Genomic DNA, 15,659 nt, shown 5'->3' with positions numbered 1-15,659 from the left:
TTCCAAAATTCTCGCCGCATGGCCGTCACTCCGCCCGTCTCCGCTTCCGAAGCTACCCCTGCCATCGAGGACAATCCCCGCGTGCACGAGGTGTGCGCCGAGCCCAGCATCGCCAACCATTTCCTGGCCGAGCTGCGCGACCGCGACGTGCAGAAGGACAGCCTGCGCTTCCGCCGCAACTTGCAGCGGCTGGGCGAAATCATTGCCTACCGCATCAGCGCCCACCTTAGCTACACCGACAAAACCATCCAGACGCCCCTGGCCGAAACCACCGGCAAGCTGCTCCACGACTTCCCGGTGCTGGCCACCGTGCTGCGGGCCGGCCTACCCTTTCACCAGGGCTTCCTGAACTACTTCGACCAGAGCCCCAGCGCGTTCGTAGCTGCATACCGCATCGAGGGCACGGCCCAGGTAACGGTGCAGGTGGACTACCTCTCGGCTCCGAGCCTCGACGAGCGGGTGCTCATCCTGGCCGACCCCATGCTGGCCACCGGCAAGAGCCTGGTGCAAACCTACCGGGCCATGCTGCGCTTCGGCACGCCGCGGCAGGTGCACATTGCGGCCGTTATTGCCTCGCCCGAGGGCCTCGCCCACGTGGCCCGCGAAATTCCGGAAGCCCACCTGTGGGTGGCCGCCATCGACGAGCGCCTCAACGACCAGGCCTACATCATCCCCGGCCTGGGCGACGCCGGCGACCTGGCCTTCGGCAGCAAAATCTAGCGCCGGGGCCCCGGCCCGCCGGCGGGGTACCTTTGCCGCTGGCGGGGTTTTTGCCTTTCGTCCGTCGTTTCTCCTAACCCCCTGCCGTGCTCCCCCACGCCTTCAAATACGCTTCCGTGTTCCTGCTGAGCATGGTAAAATTTGTGGGTGGCCCTTTGCTGGGGGTATCGCTGGGCCTGCCGTTTGCCCTCACGCTGCTGCTCACTGTGGCGGGCATGATGAGCACGGTGCTCATCATTTCGGGCGTGGGGCGAGTGTGGGTGCGGCACAAGCAGCAGCAGCGGCGGTTGCGGCGGGCCCCCATCTTCTCGTCGCGCTCGCGCAACATTATCAAGGTGTTCCGGCGCTTTGGCATGGGCGGCATTGCCTTCCTCACGCCGGTGCTACTCTCGCCCATCGGGGGCACGGTCGTTGCCACGCTGCTGGGCGTGCCGCGCAGCCGCATCCTGCTGCACATGCTCTGGAGCGCCGTGTTCTGGGGCGGCGTGCTCACGCTGGCCAGCGTCCGGTTCGGGCACTTGATCCACCATTAAAGGAGTTAAAAGTTAAAGACCCTGACCTCATAATGAAGTCAGGGTCATTAACTTTTAACTCCTTACCGCCCGCGCCGCTTCAGGGCTTTCACGCCGGGGGCGGAGGCGCCTTTTTTGCCGGGGTTGGCCTTGGCGCCTTTGGAGCTTTTCTTCTTGCCAGCCTCGAATACCTTGCCCGTGCGCTTGTCGATGGTTTCGCCGGGCTTGATCCATTCCTTGCGCTCGTGGAAGGCGCCCTTGAAATCGGGGTCGAGCAGCTTGCGGCGGTCGTCCAGCTCGCGGCTCATGGTTTGCTGCTCCTCAAACGGAGTTTCTTCCACCGTTACCTCCTCGGGCAGTGGCAGCAGCTCGATGGTCTGGTTGATGAGCTGCTCAATTTCGGCGATGTGCACCATCTCGGCCTCGTTGGCAAAGGTGATGGCCGCGCCCGTGTGCAGGGCCCTACCCGTGCGCCCGATGCGGTGCACGTAGTCGTCGTGGATGATGGGCACGTCGAAGTTGATGACGTGGCTCACCTGCGGCACGTCGATGCCGCGGGCCGCCACGTCGGTGGCCACCAGGTAGCGCACCTCCCCGGCCCGGAAGGCGTCCATGTTATTAATCCGCGCGTTCTGGCCCTTGTTGCCGTGGATCACGCGCACCTCGCCGGCGGGGGCCTTGCGCTCCAGGAAGTGCGCCACCTGGTCGGCGTGCTCTTTGGTGCGGGTGAACAGCAGCACGCGCGTCATCGTGTCTTGGTCGCGGTGCAGCAGGAAGTGCAGCAGGTTGATTTTGGTGAGCAGGTTCGGGGCTTGGTACAGTGTCTGCGTCACCGTCGAAGCTGTCTGGGCCGGTGGCGTCACCTCCACCCGCACCGGAAATTCCAGGAACTCCTCGCTCAGCAAGGTCACCCGCTCGGGCATGGTGGCCGAAAACAGGATGTTCTGGCGCTTGCGCGGAATGATTTCCAGGATGCGCCGAATCTGGGGCATAAAGCCCATGTCCATCATCTTGTCGGCCTCGTCGAGCACCAGCGTCTTCAAGTCCTTCAGCAGCAGGGCCCCCTTCAGGTAAATCTCCATCAGCCGGCCCGGCGTGGCAATCAGGATGTCCACGCCCTGGGCAATGGTTTCAATTTGCGTTTTGGGCCCCAGGCCGCCGTAAATGGCGAAAATGCGCAGGTCGGTTTGGGTAGCCAGCGCTTTGAGATGGGTTTCGATTTGCATGGCCAGTTCGCGGGTGGGAGCCAGCACTAGGGCCCGCGGGTTTACGCCCTGGGCGTACTTCACCTTCATTAGCAGGGGCAGGCCGAAGGCGGCAGTTTTGCCCGTGCCGGTCTGGGCGATGCCGAGCAAATCGTGCCCGGCCAGCAGCAGCGGAATGGTTTGGGCCTGCACCGGCGTGGGCTCGGTGAAGCCGGCTTCGGCCACGGCCGTAAGCAATTGTTTGTTGAGTTTGAAATCGTTGAACGACGGGGCAGCAGTGGGTTCCATCCCGCAAAGGTCGGGTATTTGGCCTGCCCACGAAGTTTTTTTGCCCGCTCCCGCATCCTTTCCTATCTTTGCAGCACCAAAAACCACACGGTAGATATAGCTCAGCTGGTTAGAGCGCCGGATTGTGATTCCGGAGGTCGTGGGTTCGAGCCCCATTATTTACCCACTTTTAAAAGTCCCCGGAAGTCATTCCGGGGACTTTTTTATTTATTGCCGTGTCTTAAGCCCGGTGGGCCCCCGGCCAATTTTCCGGGGCCCCTGCCGCCGCTAAAATTCCCCGATCATCCCACTCCCTTTAAACGCTTTCTAATGAGCCTACTCGTCATCGGTACCGTTGCCTTCGATGCCCTCGAAACCCCGTTCGGCAAAACCGATAAAATCGTCGGCGGGGCCGCCACTTACATCAGCTTGTCGGCTTCGTACTCGCTGAAGCCCGTGAACATTGTGGCCGTGGTGGGCGACGATTTTGCTTCGTCCGACATCCAGCTGCTCGAAACGCACGGCGTGGATACCGAGGGCCTGCAAATCAAGGCCGGCGAGAAGTCGTTTTTCTGGTCAGGTAAGTACTCGCAAGACCTCAACTCGCGCGAAACCCTGGCCACCGAGCTGAACGTGCTGGCCGATTTCGACCCCGCCATCCCCGACGGTTACCAGGACTGTAAGTACCTGATGCTAGGCAACCTGACACCCGCCGTGCAGCGCCTCGTCATCCAGCGCCTCGTGAACCGGCCCAAATTAATTGTGATGGACACGATGAATTTCTGGATGGACGTGGCCCTGGAAGAGTTACTGGCCACTATTGAAATGGTCGACGTGCTCAGCATTAACGACGAGGAGGCGCGCCAGCTGTCGGGCGAGTATTCGCTGGTGAAGGCGGCCAAGAAAATTCAGGCCATGGGCCCCAAGTACCTCATCATCAAGAAGGGCGAGCACGGAGCCCTGCTATTCCACAAGAACAAGATGTTCTTCGCCCCGGCCCTGCCGCTGGAGGAAGTGTTCGACCCGACCGGCGCCGGCGACACCTTCGCGGGCGGCTTCATCGGCCACTTGGCCGCCACCGACGACATCAGCTTCGAAAACATGAAGCGCGCCGTCATCCACGGCTCGGCCATGGCCTCGTTCTGCGTCGAGAAATTCGGCACTGAGCGCCTGCTCAACCTTTCGGCCGAAGAGATTGAAGCCCGCGAGGGCCAGTTTGCTGAGTTGGTGCGGGTGGAGCCAGCTATGGTGCCGGCCGGCTAGGGCCCCAGCGGCGCAACCCTTTTGCGGTGAGACGGGTACACTATATATCCTCCCACCGCAAACCCCCGTCACCATGTCCTTATCCAAGAAAGAGACCGACCTCACGAACGCTAAAACGTCCGTCAACCCCGCGGCTAATACCAAGAAAAAGAGCACGCAAGTGCAAAGCCCCAACACCACCGACGTATCGGCCCACGGCAACACCACCGACGGCAACAGCGCTGGCCACGGCGTGCAAAACATCCGCAGCAACCCCCAGAACAACAAACCTATGTCGGTGAATAAGGGCCCCATGAAAAAGGGCGCCGACAACAGCAAAGACCACTAATAGCCGTATTCACTTCAAAGCAAAAGGCCCTGCCGGATTCGTCCGGCGGGGCCTTTTGCTTTGAAGCGGGCAATACACTAAAACTCCCAGCCCAGCCACTTGGCAAATCCCTCGCGCTGGGCCGCATCGGCCTCGGGCAGCTTGGCCACCGAGTACCGGGGCCCGTAGCTGCTGCCTTCCGTGGCCGTTAGCGTCACGGTTACCAGGCGGTGCTGGCGAAACACACTGATTTCGTAGCTGGGGGCCCCTGTGCTGAGTAGGGTTTGTAGGTTCAAGTCCACGCGGCGGCCGTTTACGGCCACTATTTCGTCGTCCACGGTGAGGGCGGCGGCGGCCGGCGACCCGGGCCAAATGCCGCTGACCTCGGTGCGCTCGTTGCGGCCCACGGTGCGGAAGCCGAAGCGCCCTTCCGAAGCCGACCCGTTTTCGGCTACCATTAGCTGGCAGCCCACGGTGTGCAGCACCTTTTCGAGGGGCGGGGCCAGCGGCTCCAGCCCGTAGATGAACTTATCGAAGTAGGCCCCCATCTTCCGTCCGGCCACCTCCTCCACCAGCCGGATGTAGTCGGCCTCGGTGTAGCCGATGCCGGTCTGGCCAAACTCCGTGTACAGCCGCCGCATCACGTCGTCCAAGCTGCGGGCATGGCCCGAGAGCTGCCGCAGCGTGAGGTCGAGCAGCAGCGCCGCCAGGGTCCCCTTGTGGTATACCGATACCTTGCGGTCGGGTACGCCGGGCCGGTAGCCGTCGAGCCACAGGTCCACGCTGGCGTCGGCCAGCGAGAGGTTGTCGGGGCCCGCGTCGGCGAAGTGCTTGTGCAGCACCGCGCCCAGCTCCTCGAAGTACTGGGCCGGCGTGCGCACGTGGCTGCGGGCCAGCAGGTATTCGCCGTAGTAGGTGGTGATGCCCTCCGCAATGAAGCAGGTGCGGAAGTAGTTCTCGCGGGCGTAGTCGTAGGGCTGCATCTCGGCGGGCCGGATGCTCTTGATGTTCCAGGTGTGGAACAGCTCATGGCAGCTCACGCCCAGAAATTCCTTGTACAGCGCCTCCGTCATAATAAGCTCGGCGGGCCCCAGCGTAATCACGGTCGAGTTGTGATGCTCCACGCCGTGGTAGTGTTTGTAAGGCAGCAGCTGGTTCAGGAAGTGGTAATCGGCCACCGGAAAGCCTTGGAACAGCTGCAACTGCTCTTCCGAAAATGCCTTGAAATCGGCTAACACGCGCGGCCAGTTTAACGGCGCCTCGCCCTGCACCCACACGTGGAAGGGCAGGCCGCCGGCCTCGTACTGCTGGTGCATCAGCGTGGGGCTGGCCATGAGCGGCGCGTCGGCCAGTTGGTCGAAGTTCTGGGCTTGCAGCACGTTGGGGGCCCCCAGGGGCAGGCCGCAGGCCACTTGCCAGCCCTCGGGCAGGGCCAGCGCCAACTCGCATTCCTCCTGCTCGCGCCCTTCGGCGTACATCAGGCACTGCACCGGGTTCAGGTACAGCTGGCTTTCGTCGAGCCACGAGCCGCCCGCGTCCATCTGGTGGGCGTAGAAATTATACTTGATTTTCAGCTCCTTGCCCGCCACGTCAGCCACTTCCCAGCGGTCCTTGGTGGTTTTGCGGTAGGGCAGGGCCTGGCCAGTGGCCTCGTCGCTGATTTCCACCTTTTGGATTTTCTGGGCGAAGTTTTGCAGCTCGTAGCGGCCCGGCCGCCAAGCAGGCAGCTGCAACGCCAGCGGCCCGGGGCCCCCGGCGGGTACGGCCAGCGTCATTTCCACTTGCAGGTAAAACGTGAGCGGGTTTTCGTAGGAAACGCGGTACTGAATCATGGGCGGCAACGGGTGGGTGGATGGACAAAGCTAGGGCCCCTGCATACGCAAGCCGCCCCGCCCGAAGCCAACCAAATCAGGGCCCCAGCGCCACCGCCCGGGGCCCGGCGCGGCGGCCGGAACCAATTGTGGCCCGGGGGCTTGCGAATCTTGGCACTTCCCCGTACCTTTGCCGGCCCAACTCGAAACTTGATTTGACATGAAACGCACCTACCAACCTTCGCAGCGCAAGCGTCGCAACAAGCACGGCTTCCGCAACCGCATGGAATCCGTTAACGGCCGCAACGTGCTGGCCCGCCGCCGCGCCAAAGGCCGCAAGCGCCTCACCGTATCCGACGAAGGCCGTCACAAGCGCTAGTAATTAAGCTGTTAGCTGATGGCTGACCGCCGTTAGCTTACTTAGCAATGGAACCAACTCAATCCCTGGGCCCACCTTCTCCCCCGGAGAAGGGGCCCGGGAATGAGGTTCCGGGCGTTGCGCCCACGCGCCGCCATACTTTCCCGAAAGAGGAACACCTGTGCCGCAAAAAGCTCATCGACGAGCTTTTTGGGAAGCAGAGTTCCTCTTTTGGCGTTTACCCCCTGCGCATTGTTTGGCTGCCCAGCGCGGGCCCCACCGGGGCCCGCCCCAGGTGCTCATCAGCGTGAGCAAGCGCGGCTTCAAGCGGGCCGTCGACCGCAACCGCCTCAAGCGCCTCATCCGGGAGGCCTACCGGTTGAACAAGTACCAGCTGTTGGAGCACCCCGGTGGGCATCCGGTGGGCGTGCTGGGCATTATTTACACCGGCAAGGAAAAAAGTGCGTTGGCGTTGGTGGAAAAAAAATTAATTTCCGCTTTCCATCGTTTGCTCGGCACGGCGGTTCCCCGCCCGGCTTCGCCGCCCGCCGCGTAGCTTCGCCCTTCGCCCCGCCGCCCCATGACCTTCCGCCACAAACTTATTGCCGGTGCCGCCCTCGGCAGCGCCGCGCTCCTGTTTTCGTTCCGCACCGCCGCCGACAACGAGCGTTACTTCGAGATTGCCAAGAACCTCGATATTTTCGCTACCACGTTCCGGGAGGTCAACACCTATTACGTGGACGAAATCAAGCCTGGCAAGCTAGTGAAGACGGGCATCGACGCCATGCTCAAGTCGCTCGACCCCTACACCAATTACATCCCGGAGGACGACATCGAGGACTTCCGCACCATGACGACCGGGCAATACGGCGGCATCGGCATCCTGACGGTGAAGCGCAACGGCAAAACGGTGGTGCAGAGCGCCTACGAAGGTTTCCCGGCTCAAAAAGCGGGCCTGCTGCCGGGCGATGAAATCATCAGCGTCAACGGCGTAGTCATCGAAAAAAAGTCGAATTCCGACATCAGCAAGTTGCTTAAGGGCCAGGCCCTGTCGGTGGTGAAGCTGCTCGTGACCCGCTACGGCCAGGACAAGCCGGTGGAAGTGGCCATCACCCGCGATAAAATCCAGGTCGAAAACGTGCCTTACGTGGGCATGATTTCGCCCGAAGTTGGCTACTTTCAGCTATCGGGCTTCACCGTGGATGCGGGCAAGGAAGTGCGCGCCGCCATTACCAAGCTCAAGGCTCAGGGCGCGAAGAAAATCGTGTTCGACATCCGCGACAACCCCGGCGGCCTGCTGAACGAGGCGGTGAACATCTCCAACCTATTCATTGATAAGGGATTGGACGTGGTGAGCACCAAGGGCAAGGTGACGGAGTGGAACAAGACCTACAAAGCCCTCGACCAGCCGCTGGACATCCAGATACCGGTGGCCATCATCACGAGCAACCGCTCAGCTTCGGCTTCGGAAATTGTGTCGGGCGTATTGCAGGACTATGACCGCGCCGTGCTGGTGGGCGAGCGCACCTTCGGCAAGGGCCTTGTGCAAGCCACCCGGCCCCTGAGCTACAACTCGCAGCTGAAGGTGACGACTGCCAAGTATTACATCCCCAGCGGCCGCTGCATCCAGGAGATTGACTACAGCCACCGCGCCGACGACGGCACACTGGGCAAATTCCCCGATTCGCTGCGCACGGCCTTCAAAACCACCGCCGGCCGCACCGTGTACGACGGCGGCGGTGTGGCACCCGACGTGGAAGTGGCCGACCGCGAAATCGCCGACATTACCCGCGTGCTGCTCCAGAAAAGCTACTTGTTCGACTACGCTACCCGCTTTAAGTCCGAGCACGCCAGCATTGCCCCGCCCCGCGAGTTCAAAATGTCGGACCCCGAGTTTCAGAAGTTCGTGGCCTACCTCCAGGGCAAAAACATCAGCTACAGCACCGATTCTGAAAAATCACTTACCGACCTTGGCAAGCGGCTGAAGGAGGAAAAGCACTACGACGACGTGAAAACCGAGTTAGAGGCCATGCGCCGCAAAATGGTCGTCAACAAAGCCAACGACTTGCAGCGCTTCAAGCCCGAAATCAAGGAAATTCTGGAGCAGGAAATCGTGTCGCGCTACTACTACGAAAAAGGCCGCACCGAAGCCGGCTTCGACGACGACCCCAACATCCTCGCCGCCGTGGCCGTCCTCAACGACCCCAACCGCTACGCCGCCTTGCTGAAACCCACCGGCCAAGCCGCCAGCGCCCGCAAGTCGGCTGGGACGAAGTAATTGTATTTTCCAATTCATGTAAAAAGAGCAAGCCAATCTGTTGGCCTGCTCTTTTTGAATTTAATTAGTTTATGGAGCATACTTTACTAAAAGCAAAAGCTTGGCACATATTTATAATATTGTCGATAAGCTATTTTATTTCTTGGTTTGTTAAAGACGGAGAACTTAAGGATATGATGAAGCTACTGGGCTTCTGCATCTTTTGTATTTGGCTTGGGGTTCTTGGTAATACCTTGAATCAGCTCGAAGAAGGTGGTCAAGAACGCAGTGCCAGTAGGTTTGTATTCGACATTTTTTTTGTGATTGCAGCATTCGCACTTAGTAAAATATTAGCTAACCCTGATTTTGATATAAGCCCGAATAGCTTTCATGCAAATGGTCTTTGGTCAATTCCAATGATTTATTCGCTCGTTGCTTACATACAGATTCATTGGTTTCCTGCATCAATTCTAGTAGCAAATGAGCAAGGACATAAGCCCGATTTTAGTCAGATTTTGGGAACATTCATTCTGCTTTTCTTTTGGCCGGCAGGAATTTGGTTAATGCAACCGCGCTTGAACCGTATTTACAACGCTGTCTAAATTAATACAATTGATTGTCCTCTCCCTCGAAACCTCGTCCCCTGTCTGCTCCGTCGCGCTGCACGATGTGGCCGACAGTCGCCTGATTGGCCAGTCCGAGTTGCGGCTGGAAAAGTCGCACTCTACCCACCTCACCGTATTAATCGAGCAATTGCTCGCAAACACTGGCCACGCCCTAGCTGACCTCGCCGCGGTGGCTGTGAGCGACGGGCCTGGCTCCTACACCGGGCTGCGGATTGGGGCGGCGGCGGCCAAGGGCCTGTGCTTCGCGCTGGATGTTCCGCTGGTGGCGGTGAGCACGCTGGGGGCCCTGGCAGCCCAAGTAGCGGCCGTGACGGCGGGGGCGGAAGAAACGCTGTTTTGCCCGATGCTGGACGCGCGGCGCATGGAAGTGTACACGGCTCTCTACGCCCACGACGGGCAGGAAGTGCTGGCGCCCGCGCCGCTCATTCTTGCGCCCGGGGCCCTAGCCGAACATTTGGCCCACCGCCAAGTAGTATGCTTCGGGAACGGCGCAGCCAAGTTCCAGCCGCTGGTGGCGGAGCAGGGCAACATTGGCTTTCTGGCGGGTATTGAGCCGTCGGCCGTGGCGGTGGGGGCCCTGGGCGTGGCCGCTTTTCACCGCCGAGCGTTTCAGGACGTGGCCTATTACGAGCCGTTTTATTTGAAAGAAGTGTACACGACCACACCGCGGGCTTGAGTTTTTGGGCTAGTGCCGGTAGCCCTGCCAAGTGCCGCCGTAGCGGTAGCCCGGTTGGGACTTCGCTGCGATGCAACAGTTCTTGCAAACGAAAAACCAGCCTTTGCCGCCGGCCTGCGTTTGGATTCGATACAGTGTGGTAGCCTCCTGCTGGCAATGGGCACAAAACTTAGTTTTCATAATTGCTGACTCGTTGTAGCTTGCCGCGGTAACTGTTCCTGGTGAAACACTGTTTTCAGTTTATTCTCTCGATGTTTTCTTATTGATATGGAACCGCTTTTCACCAACCGCGTCGCCAACAGCGGTCTCGTCACCCTCAACTTGGAAGAATTTATTCACGCCGGTGAGCGGGTGCTCTACGACATCAAGGATAATCTTTTCCACGGACTCATTTTGCGTGAAAAAGACTTCCGCGAGTTCATCAAAACCCACGACTGGACCCAGTACGATGGCCAGAACGTGGCCATCGTCTGCTCGGCCGATGCCATTGTGCCCACCTGGGCCTACATGTTGCTCGCTATTAAGCTGCAAAACCACGCCCACCGCTACGTGTTCGGCGACCTGGGGGCCCTGGAGCAGTCGCTGTTTGAGGAAGCCATTGCTGGCCTCGACGCCGAAGAATACCGCGACGCCAAAGTGGTGGTGAAGGGCTGCGGCGACAAGCCCGTGCCTACGTTTGCCTACGTGGCCATCATGCAAAAGCTGCTGCCCGTTACGAGCAGCATCATGTACGGGGAGCCGTGCAGCACCGTGCCGCTCTACAAAAAGCCCAAAGCCGCCGTGGCAGCGGAGTAGCAAAACCTGTCTTGGGAGTAGTAAAAAACGCGCTTCGGCGCGTTTTTTCGTTTAGCCGGCCTAAAGCCCGACATTTGCCGGCGTGCAGAGTCAACCATATAAAATAAGTTTCCTCACCGGCGCGGCCATCGTAGTGGCCAATATGGTGGGAACGGGCGTTTTTACCAGCCTGGGGTTTCAGGTGCTCGACATCCAAAGCGGCTTTGCGCTGCTGATGCTGTGGGCCGTGGGGGGTCTCATTGCGCTGTGCGGGGCCGTCAGCTACGGCGAGCTGGCGGCGGCCATGCCCCGCTCGGGCGGCGAATACCACTACCTGGGGCAGATTTACCACCCGGCGCTGGGCTTTTTGTCGGGCTGGGTATCGGCCACCGTTGGCTTTGCGGCCCCCACGGCCCTGGCGGCGCTGGCCTTGGGCGAATACGCAAAAAGTGTGTGGCCCAGCCTGGGCCAGGCTGTAGTGGCGGGCACCACCATCACGGGGGCCAGCCTGTTGGGCGTGGGCGTGGTGCTGGTCCTCACGCTGGTGCACGGCACCAGCACCCGCGCCGGCAGCCGCCTGCAAATTGCCATCACGGCCCTGAAGGTGGCCATTCTGGTCGCGTTCATCGGCGCCGGCCTGGTGGCAGGGGAGGGGCAGCCCCTGCGCTACGCCCCCGATGCTGCCGGCTGGCAAGCGGTGCTCAGTCCCGCTTTCGCCGTGAGCCTGGTGTATGTGAGCTACGCCTACTCGGGATGGAACGCCGCTGCTTACCTCACCGGCGAAATCGAGAACCCCGGCCGCAACTTGTCGCGTATTCTGCTGGCCGGTACCGCCGTGGTGCTCCTATTATATGTAGGGCTGAATTACGTGTTCCTTCGCTCCACGCCGCTGGCGGGTTTGAAAGGCCAAGTGGAAGTGGGTTTCGTGGCGGCCACCTCGCTGTTTGGGGCCCCGGCGGGCCGCCTGGCGGGGGGCATCATCGCGGCGCTGCTCGTTTCCACCATCAGCTCGATGGTTTTTGCGGGCCCGCATTGTGCAGGCAATGGGCGAAGACCTGCCGGCCCTGCGCTTCTTCGCCGCCAAAAGCCGCGCCGGTGTTCCCGTCAGGGCCCTAATGCTGCAAACGGCCATCACGCTGGCGTTCATCCTGCGGCCCAGCTTCAAGGAAATCCTGGTATACGCCGGCTTCGTCCTGAACCTGTTCACCTTCCTCACCGTGCTGGGCCTGTTTGTGCTGCGCTGGCGAAAGCCTAACCTAGTGCGCCCGTACCGCACCTGGGGCTACCCGTTCACGCCCATCATTTTCCTGGGTTTGAGCGGCTGGACGCTCATCTTTATCCTACGCGACAAGCCCATCGAGTCGCGCTACGGTTTGCTGACGCTAGCGGGCGGCTTGGTGGTGTACTTGGTAACCACCCGAGTTTTTCGCTCGCCCCGGCCTGCGCCAAACCCGTAACTTGCGGCTTCCAAGTGGGCCCCCGGCACCGGTTAGGCCCTACGTTTTCACTCCTTATATATATGCTGCTCCGAAACGCTGCCCTTCGGCTGCTTCCCGTGGTTCTGCTGGCCTTGGCGGCCTGCTCTGAATCGACAACCAAAACCGAAACCTCGGCCACCACACAGGCCACCCCCGACGCTGGGGCCCCAGCGCAAACGCCCTCCACTGCGCCGCTCGCTCCCAACGCCGATACGGCCAGGGCCCCCGCCGCCCAACCTATTACCGCCGCTCCTACTGATACGGCCTATGTGCAAGACGTGGCCACATACCTCGCCGGGTTGCCCGTTCGCGCTAATTCCGAGCTGGCCGCCCTCGCCCAGGGCCCCGCCTACGAGGCCTTCGCAAAAGACCAGGATAAAAGCTGGGCGAAGTACACCAGCACCCACACCAACCGCATGACGCAGTGGGCCACACACGAGCTGGATTCGGTGCAGCACCGCAGCCCCACCATTTTTTACCCGTTCAGCGGTCCCGATTTTCTCAACGTTGCCACCCTGTTCCCCACCAGCCAAACCTACGTCATGGTGGGCCTGGAGCCCGTGGGCAGCGTGCCCGCCCGCACCTCGCTCGAAAATCCCAAGCTGTACCCTGCCATCAAGGCCTCGCTGTGGTCGGTGCTGAACTTTAGCTTCTTCCGCACCAACGACATGGCCATCGACCTGAAATCGGTGGAGTTGGACGGCGCCGTGCCACTCATCATGCTATTCGCCGCCCGCACCGGCCACCAGGTGCTGGCCGTGCGCCCCGTACAGCTCACCGCCGCCGGACTTACCGCTGGTATGGCCGATACCGCCCGTGCCAGCGGCCGCCCCAACATTCCGGGGGCCGAAATTCAGGTGCGTAGCGCCAGCGGTCAAGCCCAAACCATCTACTACTTCTCCGCCGACATTAGCGACGCCCGGCTCGCGCCCCACCCGGCCTTGCTCACCTACGCGCGCACTCTGGGGCCCCTAACTACCTACGTGAAGTCGGCCACCTACCTCATGCACAAGGCCTATTTTTCAAAAATACGCAACCTCGTGCTGGCCCGCAGCAATTATCTGTTGCAAGACGATTCGGGCATTGCCATGAAATACTTCCCGGCCAGCGCCTGGCAGTTCACTTACTACGGCACGTACCGCCGCCCCATCAACCTTTTCGCCAAGCACTACCAGCCCGCCCTCACCGCTGCCTACACCGATAGCCTGCGCCGCCCCAGCCCCTTGCCGTTTGGCACCGGCTACAACTGGCGCCAAACCGATTCGAACCTGCTACTGGCCCAGCGCCGCACGCCGGTCAGCAACTAAGTCGTTTTTGCTAAACCCCAGGCCCGGGGGCCGTGGTGACTTCACTACGGCCCCCGTCGTTTTTTGCCCCGCCGATGAATTCTAAGTTCACCCTTCATGCCTGCCGCCTCTATACCTATGTAATGGGTGGGCTTTTCCTCTTGGCAATAGCCGCCGCGTTCGGGCACGCCGTGCCTTCCAACCGTGCCGCCAATGCACAGGGCCCCCAGCAGAGCGCCGATTCCCCGCTTCTGGATTCGTTGCTGCATACCTCCCCCGGTTTGGCCCGCATTGCCGATAACCCCGCCTACGAGCTGCAAATCATCTACACCCAAATTGACCGCGATGCGCAAAACATACCCCATTTCACGCCGCACACTTTTCATCTCAATGCGCGCCAATACTTTAACCCGGCTAGTTTAGTCAAACTGCCTGTGGTCATGCTGGCCCTCGAAAAGCTGAACGACCTGCACCAGCCCGGCCTTTCCCGCCGCACCATCATGGCGACGGGTACCGCCTTTCGCTGCCAAACCGCCGTGCCCTTCGCCGCCCCCGCCGATTCTGACCAAACGGCGACCATCGGCAACTACATCAAGCGCATGCTGCTGGTGAGCGACAATACCGCCTACAACCGCCTCTACGAATTCCTTGGCCAGGGCCCCCTCAACGAATGCCTCGCCCAGCTAGGTTTCCCCAATGCCCGCATCACGCGCCGCTTCGCTGCCTGCGACACGGCCGCCAACCGCCACACCAACCCCATCAGCTTCCACACTGCCGCTGGCGATACCATTTACAAGCAGCCAGCGCTTACCAACCCCAGGCCCTACGCCAGCCCCCTGGGCCCCGTATCGAAAGGCCGCGCCTACCGCCTCGGCAATCGTCTCGTCCGCCAGCCCTACGATTTCACCACCGCCAATCACCTGTCCTTAGCTGATGTCAGTACCCTGCTGTGCACCTTGCTATTCCCCGAATCAGTGCCCAATTCGCTCCGCCCACACCTCACGGCTAACGATTATTCCTTCCTTCGGTACTACCTGCACGCCACGCCCCACGAGGCGGGTTTCCGTCCGTATGCTTCCAAGCGTTACTTCGACGCCTATAAGAAGTACCTCTACTACGGCCGCAACCCAGCCGCGCCCGCTGAGAATGGCCTACGCATCTACAACATTGTTGGTATGTCACACGGCTTTTTAGCCGATGTGGCCTACTTCGCCGATTCCTTGCACCAGTCCGAATTCCTGTTGAGTGCCGTTGTTTATGTAAACTCCGACGGAGTTATCAACGACGGCCTATACGAATACGAAACCATCGGGCTACCCTTCCTCGCCCAATTAGGCCACACTATTCGCCAATACGAAGCATTGCGGCCCCGCGCATATCGTCCTTGTCCCAACGATTTTGCCGCCCCAGCCTGCATTCGCTAGCCGGGGACTCAATAATCACCTTACTTAGTAGCTTGATCATCAGCATAGAGTCATCTGCCAATTAGAAAATGTACGATGTGCCACTTCCTAATAGTATAAATAAAGTTGCGTAAGCTGATCTCGGTGTCTACTTTTGCACTCCCAAATCGAATGGACGAGGGCAAAAGAATCATCGAAAAACAAAATTCCTGGTTCAGTTGAATAACTGAAAAGGTTGTTGTAGTTTTGCACCCCGCTTCGGTTCAATCGGAATAGCAGCAGAAAGAGAGGGAAATAAAAAGCTTTTTTAGCTTGCAAAAAGAAGCAAGGTAATTACCTTTGCACCCCGCTTTAGATTGAAAGAACCGAATCAGTTGCTAATAGAAAAAATAATAAAATATTTCTTACTAAGCCAATAAATTTTATTAGCTTTGCACTCCCAAATCGAAAGAGTGGGATAAAGGTCCGGCTGAAAAGCCACACTGTTGTTTCAAATGGAAGCAACACACGTTCTTTGAATGTTTGGAAAAGACAAATGGTAAGACTTTACTTGAGCAATTAAGCAGAGTATTTAACAAGCGTAAAGTTGATTTGAACTCGTCAAAACGAGTTGAATTAGCCAAGACAGCAGCCCATTTTCGAATGGGTGAAGGATATTATACAATGGAGAGTTTGATCCTGGCTCAGGATGAACGCTAGCGGCAGGCCTAATACAT

At 59.8% G+C, this 15,659-nt stretch carries 16 protein-coding genes, 1 tRNA gene and 1 pseudogene; 15 read left to right on the top strand and 3 right to left on the bottom strand.

Annotated elements, in window-relative coordinates; genetic code table 11:
- Positions 1-18: 18 nt before the first annotated feature.
- Entirely contained in the window at positions 19-720 is a 702-nt protein-coding gene (gene upp, locus BEN49_RS04455; RefSeq protein WP_083325766.1) for a uracil phosphoribosyltransferase, read from the top strand.
- 86 nt (positions 721-806) lie between these two features.
- Positions 807-1,253, top strand: a complete 447-nt coding sequence (locus tag BEN49_RS04450) for a hypothetical protein (RefSeq protein WP_239691815.1) — start codon at positions 807-809, stop codon at positions 1,251-1,253.
- A gap of 62 nt (positions 1,254-1,315) precedes the next feature.
- Here BEN49_RS04450 and BEN49_RS04445 read toward each other — a convergent pair whose 3' ends face one another.
- Positions 1,316-2,725 carry a DEAD/DEAH box helicase gene (locus tag BEN49_RS04445; protein ID WP_070741323.1) on the bottom strand — a complete coding sequence of 470 codons (1,410 nt, stop codon included), beginning with the start codon at positions 2,723-2,725 and terminating at the stop codon, positions 1,316-1,318.
- 90 nt (positions 2,726-2,815) lie between these two features.
- Between BEN49_RS04445 and BEN49_RS04440 the strand changes: the two genes are divergently transcribed.
- From BEN49_RS04440 to BEN49_RS04430, 3 genes are all read left to right on the top strand, one after another.
- Positions 2,816-2,889 (top strand) — tRNA-His (locus tag BEN49_RS04440).
- Between the two features lie 145 nt (positions 2,890-3,034).
- Positions 3,035-3,967, top strand: a complete 933-nt coding sequence (locus tag BEN49_RS04435) for a PfkB family carbohydrate kinase (RefSeq protein ID WP_070741320.1) — start codon at positions 3,035-3,037, stop codon at positions 3,965-3,967.
- Positions 3,968-4,040: 73 nt separating this feature from the next.
- The gene (locus BEN49_RS04430) at positions 4,041-4,295 is read left to right on the top strand and encodes a hypothetical protein (RefSeq protein WP_070741317.1); all 255 of its coding nucleotides are present in this window, start codon (positions 4,041-4,043) and stop codon (positions 4,293-4,295) included.
- Positions 4,296-4,372: 77 nt separating this feature from the next.
- On the opposite strand, the gene BEN49_RS04425 is transcribed toward BEN49_RS04430, so the two are convergent.
- Positions 4,373-6,106, bottom strand: a complete 1,734-nt coding sequence (locus BEN49_RS04425; RefSeq protein ID WP_070741314.1) for a M61 family metallopeptidase — start codon at positions 6,104-6,106, stop codon at positions 4,373-4,375.
- Positions 6,107-6,305: 199 nt separating this feature from the next.
- On the opposite strand from BEN49_RS04425, the gene rpmH reads away from it, so the two are divergent.
- From rpmH to tsaB, 5 genes are all read left to right on the top strand, one after another.
- Positions 6,306-6,464 carry a 50S ribosomal protein L34 gene (rpmH, locus tag BEN49_RS04420; RefSeq protein ID WP_070741311.1) on the top strand — a complete coding sequence of 53 codons (159 nt, stop codon included), beginning with the start codon at positions 6,306-6,308 and terminating at the stop codon, positions 6,462-6,464.
- Positions 6,465-6,699: 235 nt separating this feature from the next.
- Complete coding sequence (locus BEN49_RS29230) at positions 6,700-6,999, top strand: ribonuclease P protein component (protein WP_239691814.1); 300 nt, start codon at positions 6,700-6,702, stop codon at positions 6,997-6,999.
- A gap of 24 nt (positions 7,000-7,023) precedes the next feature.
- Positions 7,024-8,721 carry a S41 family peptidase gene (locus BEN49_RS04410; RefSeq protein WP_070741308.1) on the top strand — a complete coding sequence of 566 codons (1,698 nt, stop codon included), beginning with the start codon at positions 7,024-7,026 and terminating at the stop codon, positions 8,719-8,721.
- Between the two features lie 71 nt (positions 8,722-8,792).
- Positions 8,793-9,302 (top strand): hypothetical protein, encoded by a 510-nt coding sequence (locus tag BEN49_RS26585; RefSeq protein WP_125916507.1) that lies wholly within the window; start codon positions 8,793-8,795, stop codon positions 9,300-9,302.
- Positions 9,303-9,312: 10 nt separating this feature from the next.
- On the top strand, positions 9,313-10,002 hold the full coding sequence (gene tsaB / locus BEN49_RS04405) for a tRNA (adenosine(37)-N6)-threonylcarbamoyltransferase complex dimerization subunit type 1 TsaB (protein WP_070741305.1): 690 nt from the start codon (positions 9,313-9,315) through the stop codon (positions 10,000-10,002).
- Positions 10,003-10,011: 9 nt separating this feature from the next.
- Here tsaB and BEN49_RS31265 read toward each other — a convergent pair whose 3' ends face one another.
- Positions 10,012-10,182: a DUF8622 domain-containing protein gene (locus BEN49_RS31265; protein ID WP_498366025.1), complete on the bottom strand. Its 171-nt coding sequence runs from the start codon at positions 10,180-10,182 to the stop codon at positions 10,012-10,014.
- Between the two features lie 87 nt (positions 10,183-10,269).
- Here BEN49_RS31265 and BEN49_RS04400 point away from each other — a divergent pair, with 87 nt between their 5' ends.
- From BEN49_RS04400 to BEN49_RS04385, 5 genes and pseudogenes are all read left to right on the top strand, one after another.
- Positions 10,270-10,797, top strand: a complete 528-nt coding sequence (locus tag BEN49_RS04400) for a DUF2480 family protein (RefSeq protein ID WP_070741302.1) — start codon at positions 10,270-10,272, stop codon at positions 10,795-10,797.
- Between the two features lie 142 nt (positions 10,798-10,939).
- Positions 10,940-11,740 (top strand): annotated as a pseudogene (locus BEN49_RS30785) (amino acid permease); the annotation flags it as partial.
- A 79-nt stretch (positions 11,741-11,819) separates the two neighbouring features.
- On the top strand, positions 11,820-12,233 hold the full coding sequence (locus BEN49_RS30780) for an amino acid permease (protein ID WP_369073201.1): 414 nt from the start codon (positions 11,820-11,822) through the stop codon (positions 12,231-12,233).
- A gap of 62 nt (positions 12,234-12,295) precedes the next feature.
- Positions 12,296-13,561 carry a hypothetical protein gene (locus BEN49_RS04390; RefSeq protein WP_070741299.1) on the top strand — a complete coding sequence of 422 codons (1,266 nt, stop codon included), beginning with the start codon at positions 12,296-12,298 and terminating at the stop codon, positions 13,559-13,561.
- Positions 13,562-13,731: 170 nt separating this feature from the next.
- Positions 13,732-14,964 (top strand): serine hydrolase, encoded by a 1,233-nt coding sequence (locus BEN49_RS04385; protein WP_070741426.1) that lies wholly within the window; start codon positions 13,732-13,734, stop codon positions 14,962-14,964.
- Positions 14,965-15,659: the final 695 nt, after the last annotated feature.

The sequence above is a fragment of the Hymenobacter coccineus genome (assembly GCF_001816125.1).
GTDB classification, from domain to species: domain Bacteria; phylum Bacteroidota; class Bacteroidia; order Cytophagales; family Hymenobacteraceae; genus Hymenobacter; species Hymenobacter coccineus.
Note: the sequence above shows the minus strand (reverse complement) of the source record. Positions and strands in the feature narration are given on the sequence as shown.

What these genes read in the sequence shown, in the direction of transcription:
- upp (WP_083325766.1), top strand. Translation starts at nt 19, where the DNA reads ATGGCCGTCACTCCGCCCGTCTCCGCTTCCGAAGCTACCCCTGCCATC.
- BEN49_RS04445 (WP_070741323.1), bottom strand. Translation starts at nt 2,725, where the DNA reads ATGGAACCCACTGCTGCCCCGTCGTTCAACGATTTCAAACTCAACAAA.
- BEN49_RS04435 (WP_070741320.1), top strand. Translation starts at nt 3,035, where the DNA reads ATGAGCCTACTCGTCATCGGTACCGTTGCCTTCGATGCCCTCGAAACC.
- BEN49_RS04430 (WP_070741317.1), top strand. Translation starts at nt 4,041, where the DNA reads ATGTCCTTATCCAAGAAAGAGACCGACCTCACGAACGCTAAAACGTCC.
- BEN49_RS04425 (WP_070741314.1), bottom strand. Translation starts at nt 6,106, where the DNA reads ATGATTCAGTACCGCGTTTCCTACGAAAACCCGCTCACGTTTTACCTG.
- rpmH (WP_070741311.1), top strand. Translation starts at nt 6,306, where the DNA reads ATGAAACGCACCTACCAACCTTCGCAGCGCAAGCGTCGCAACAAGCAC.
- BEN49_RS04410 (WP_070741308.1), top strand. Translation starts at nt 7,024, where the DNA reads ATGACCTTCCGCCACAAACTTATTGCCGGTGCCGCCCTCGGCAGCGCC.
- BEN49_RS26585 (WP_125916507.1), top strand. Translation starts at nt 8,793, where the DNA reads ATGGAGCATACTTTACTAAAAGCAAAAGCTTGGCACATATTTATAATA.
- BEN49_RS31265 (WP_498366025.1), bottom strand. Translation starts at nt 10,182, where the DNA reads ATGAAAACTAAGTTTTGTGCCCATTGCCAGCAGGAGGCTACCACACTG.
- BEN49_RS04400 (WP_070741302.1), top strand. Translation starts at nt 10,270, where the DNA reads ATGGAACCGCTTTTCACCAACCGCGTCGCCAACAGCGGTCTCGTCACC.
- BEN49_RS30780 (WP_369073201.1), top strand. Translation starts at nt 11,820, where the DNA reads ATGGGCGAAGACCTGCCGGCCCTGCGCTTCTTCGCCGCCAAAAGCCGC.
- BEN49_RS04390 (WP_070741299.1), top strand. Translation starts at nt 12,296, where the DNA reads ATGCTGCTCCGAAACGCTGCCCTTCGGCTGCTTCCCGTGGTTCTGCTG.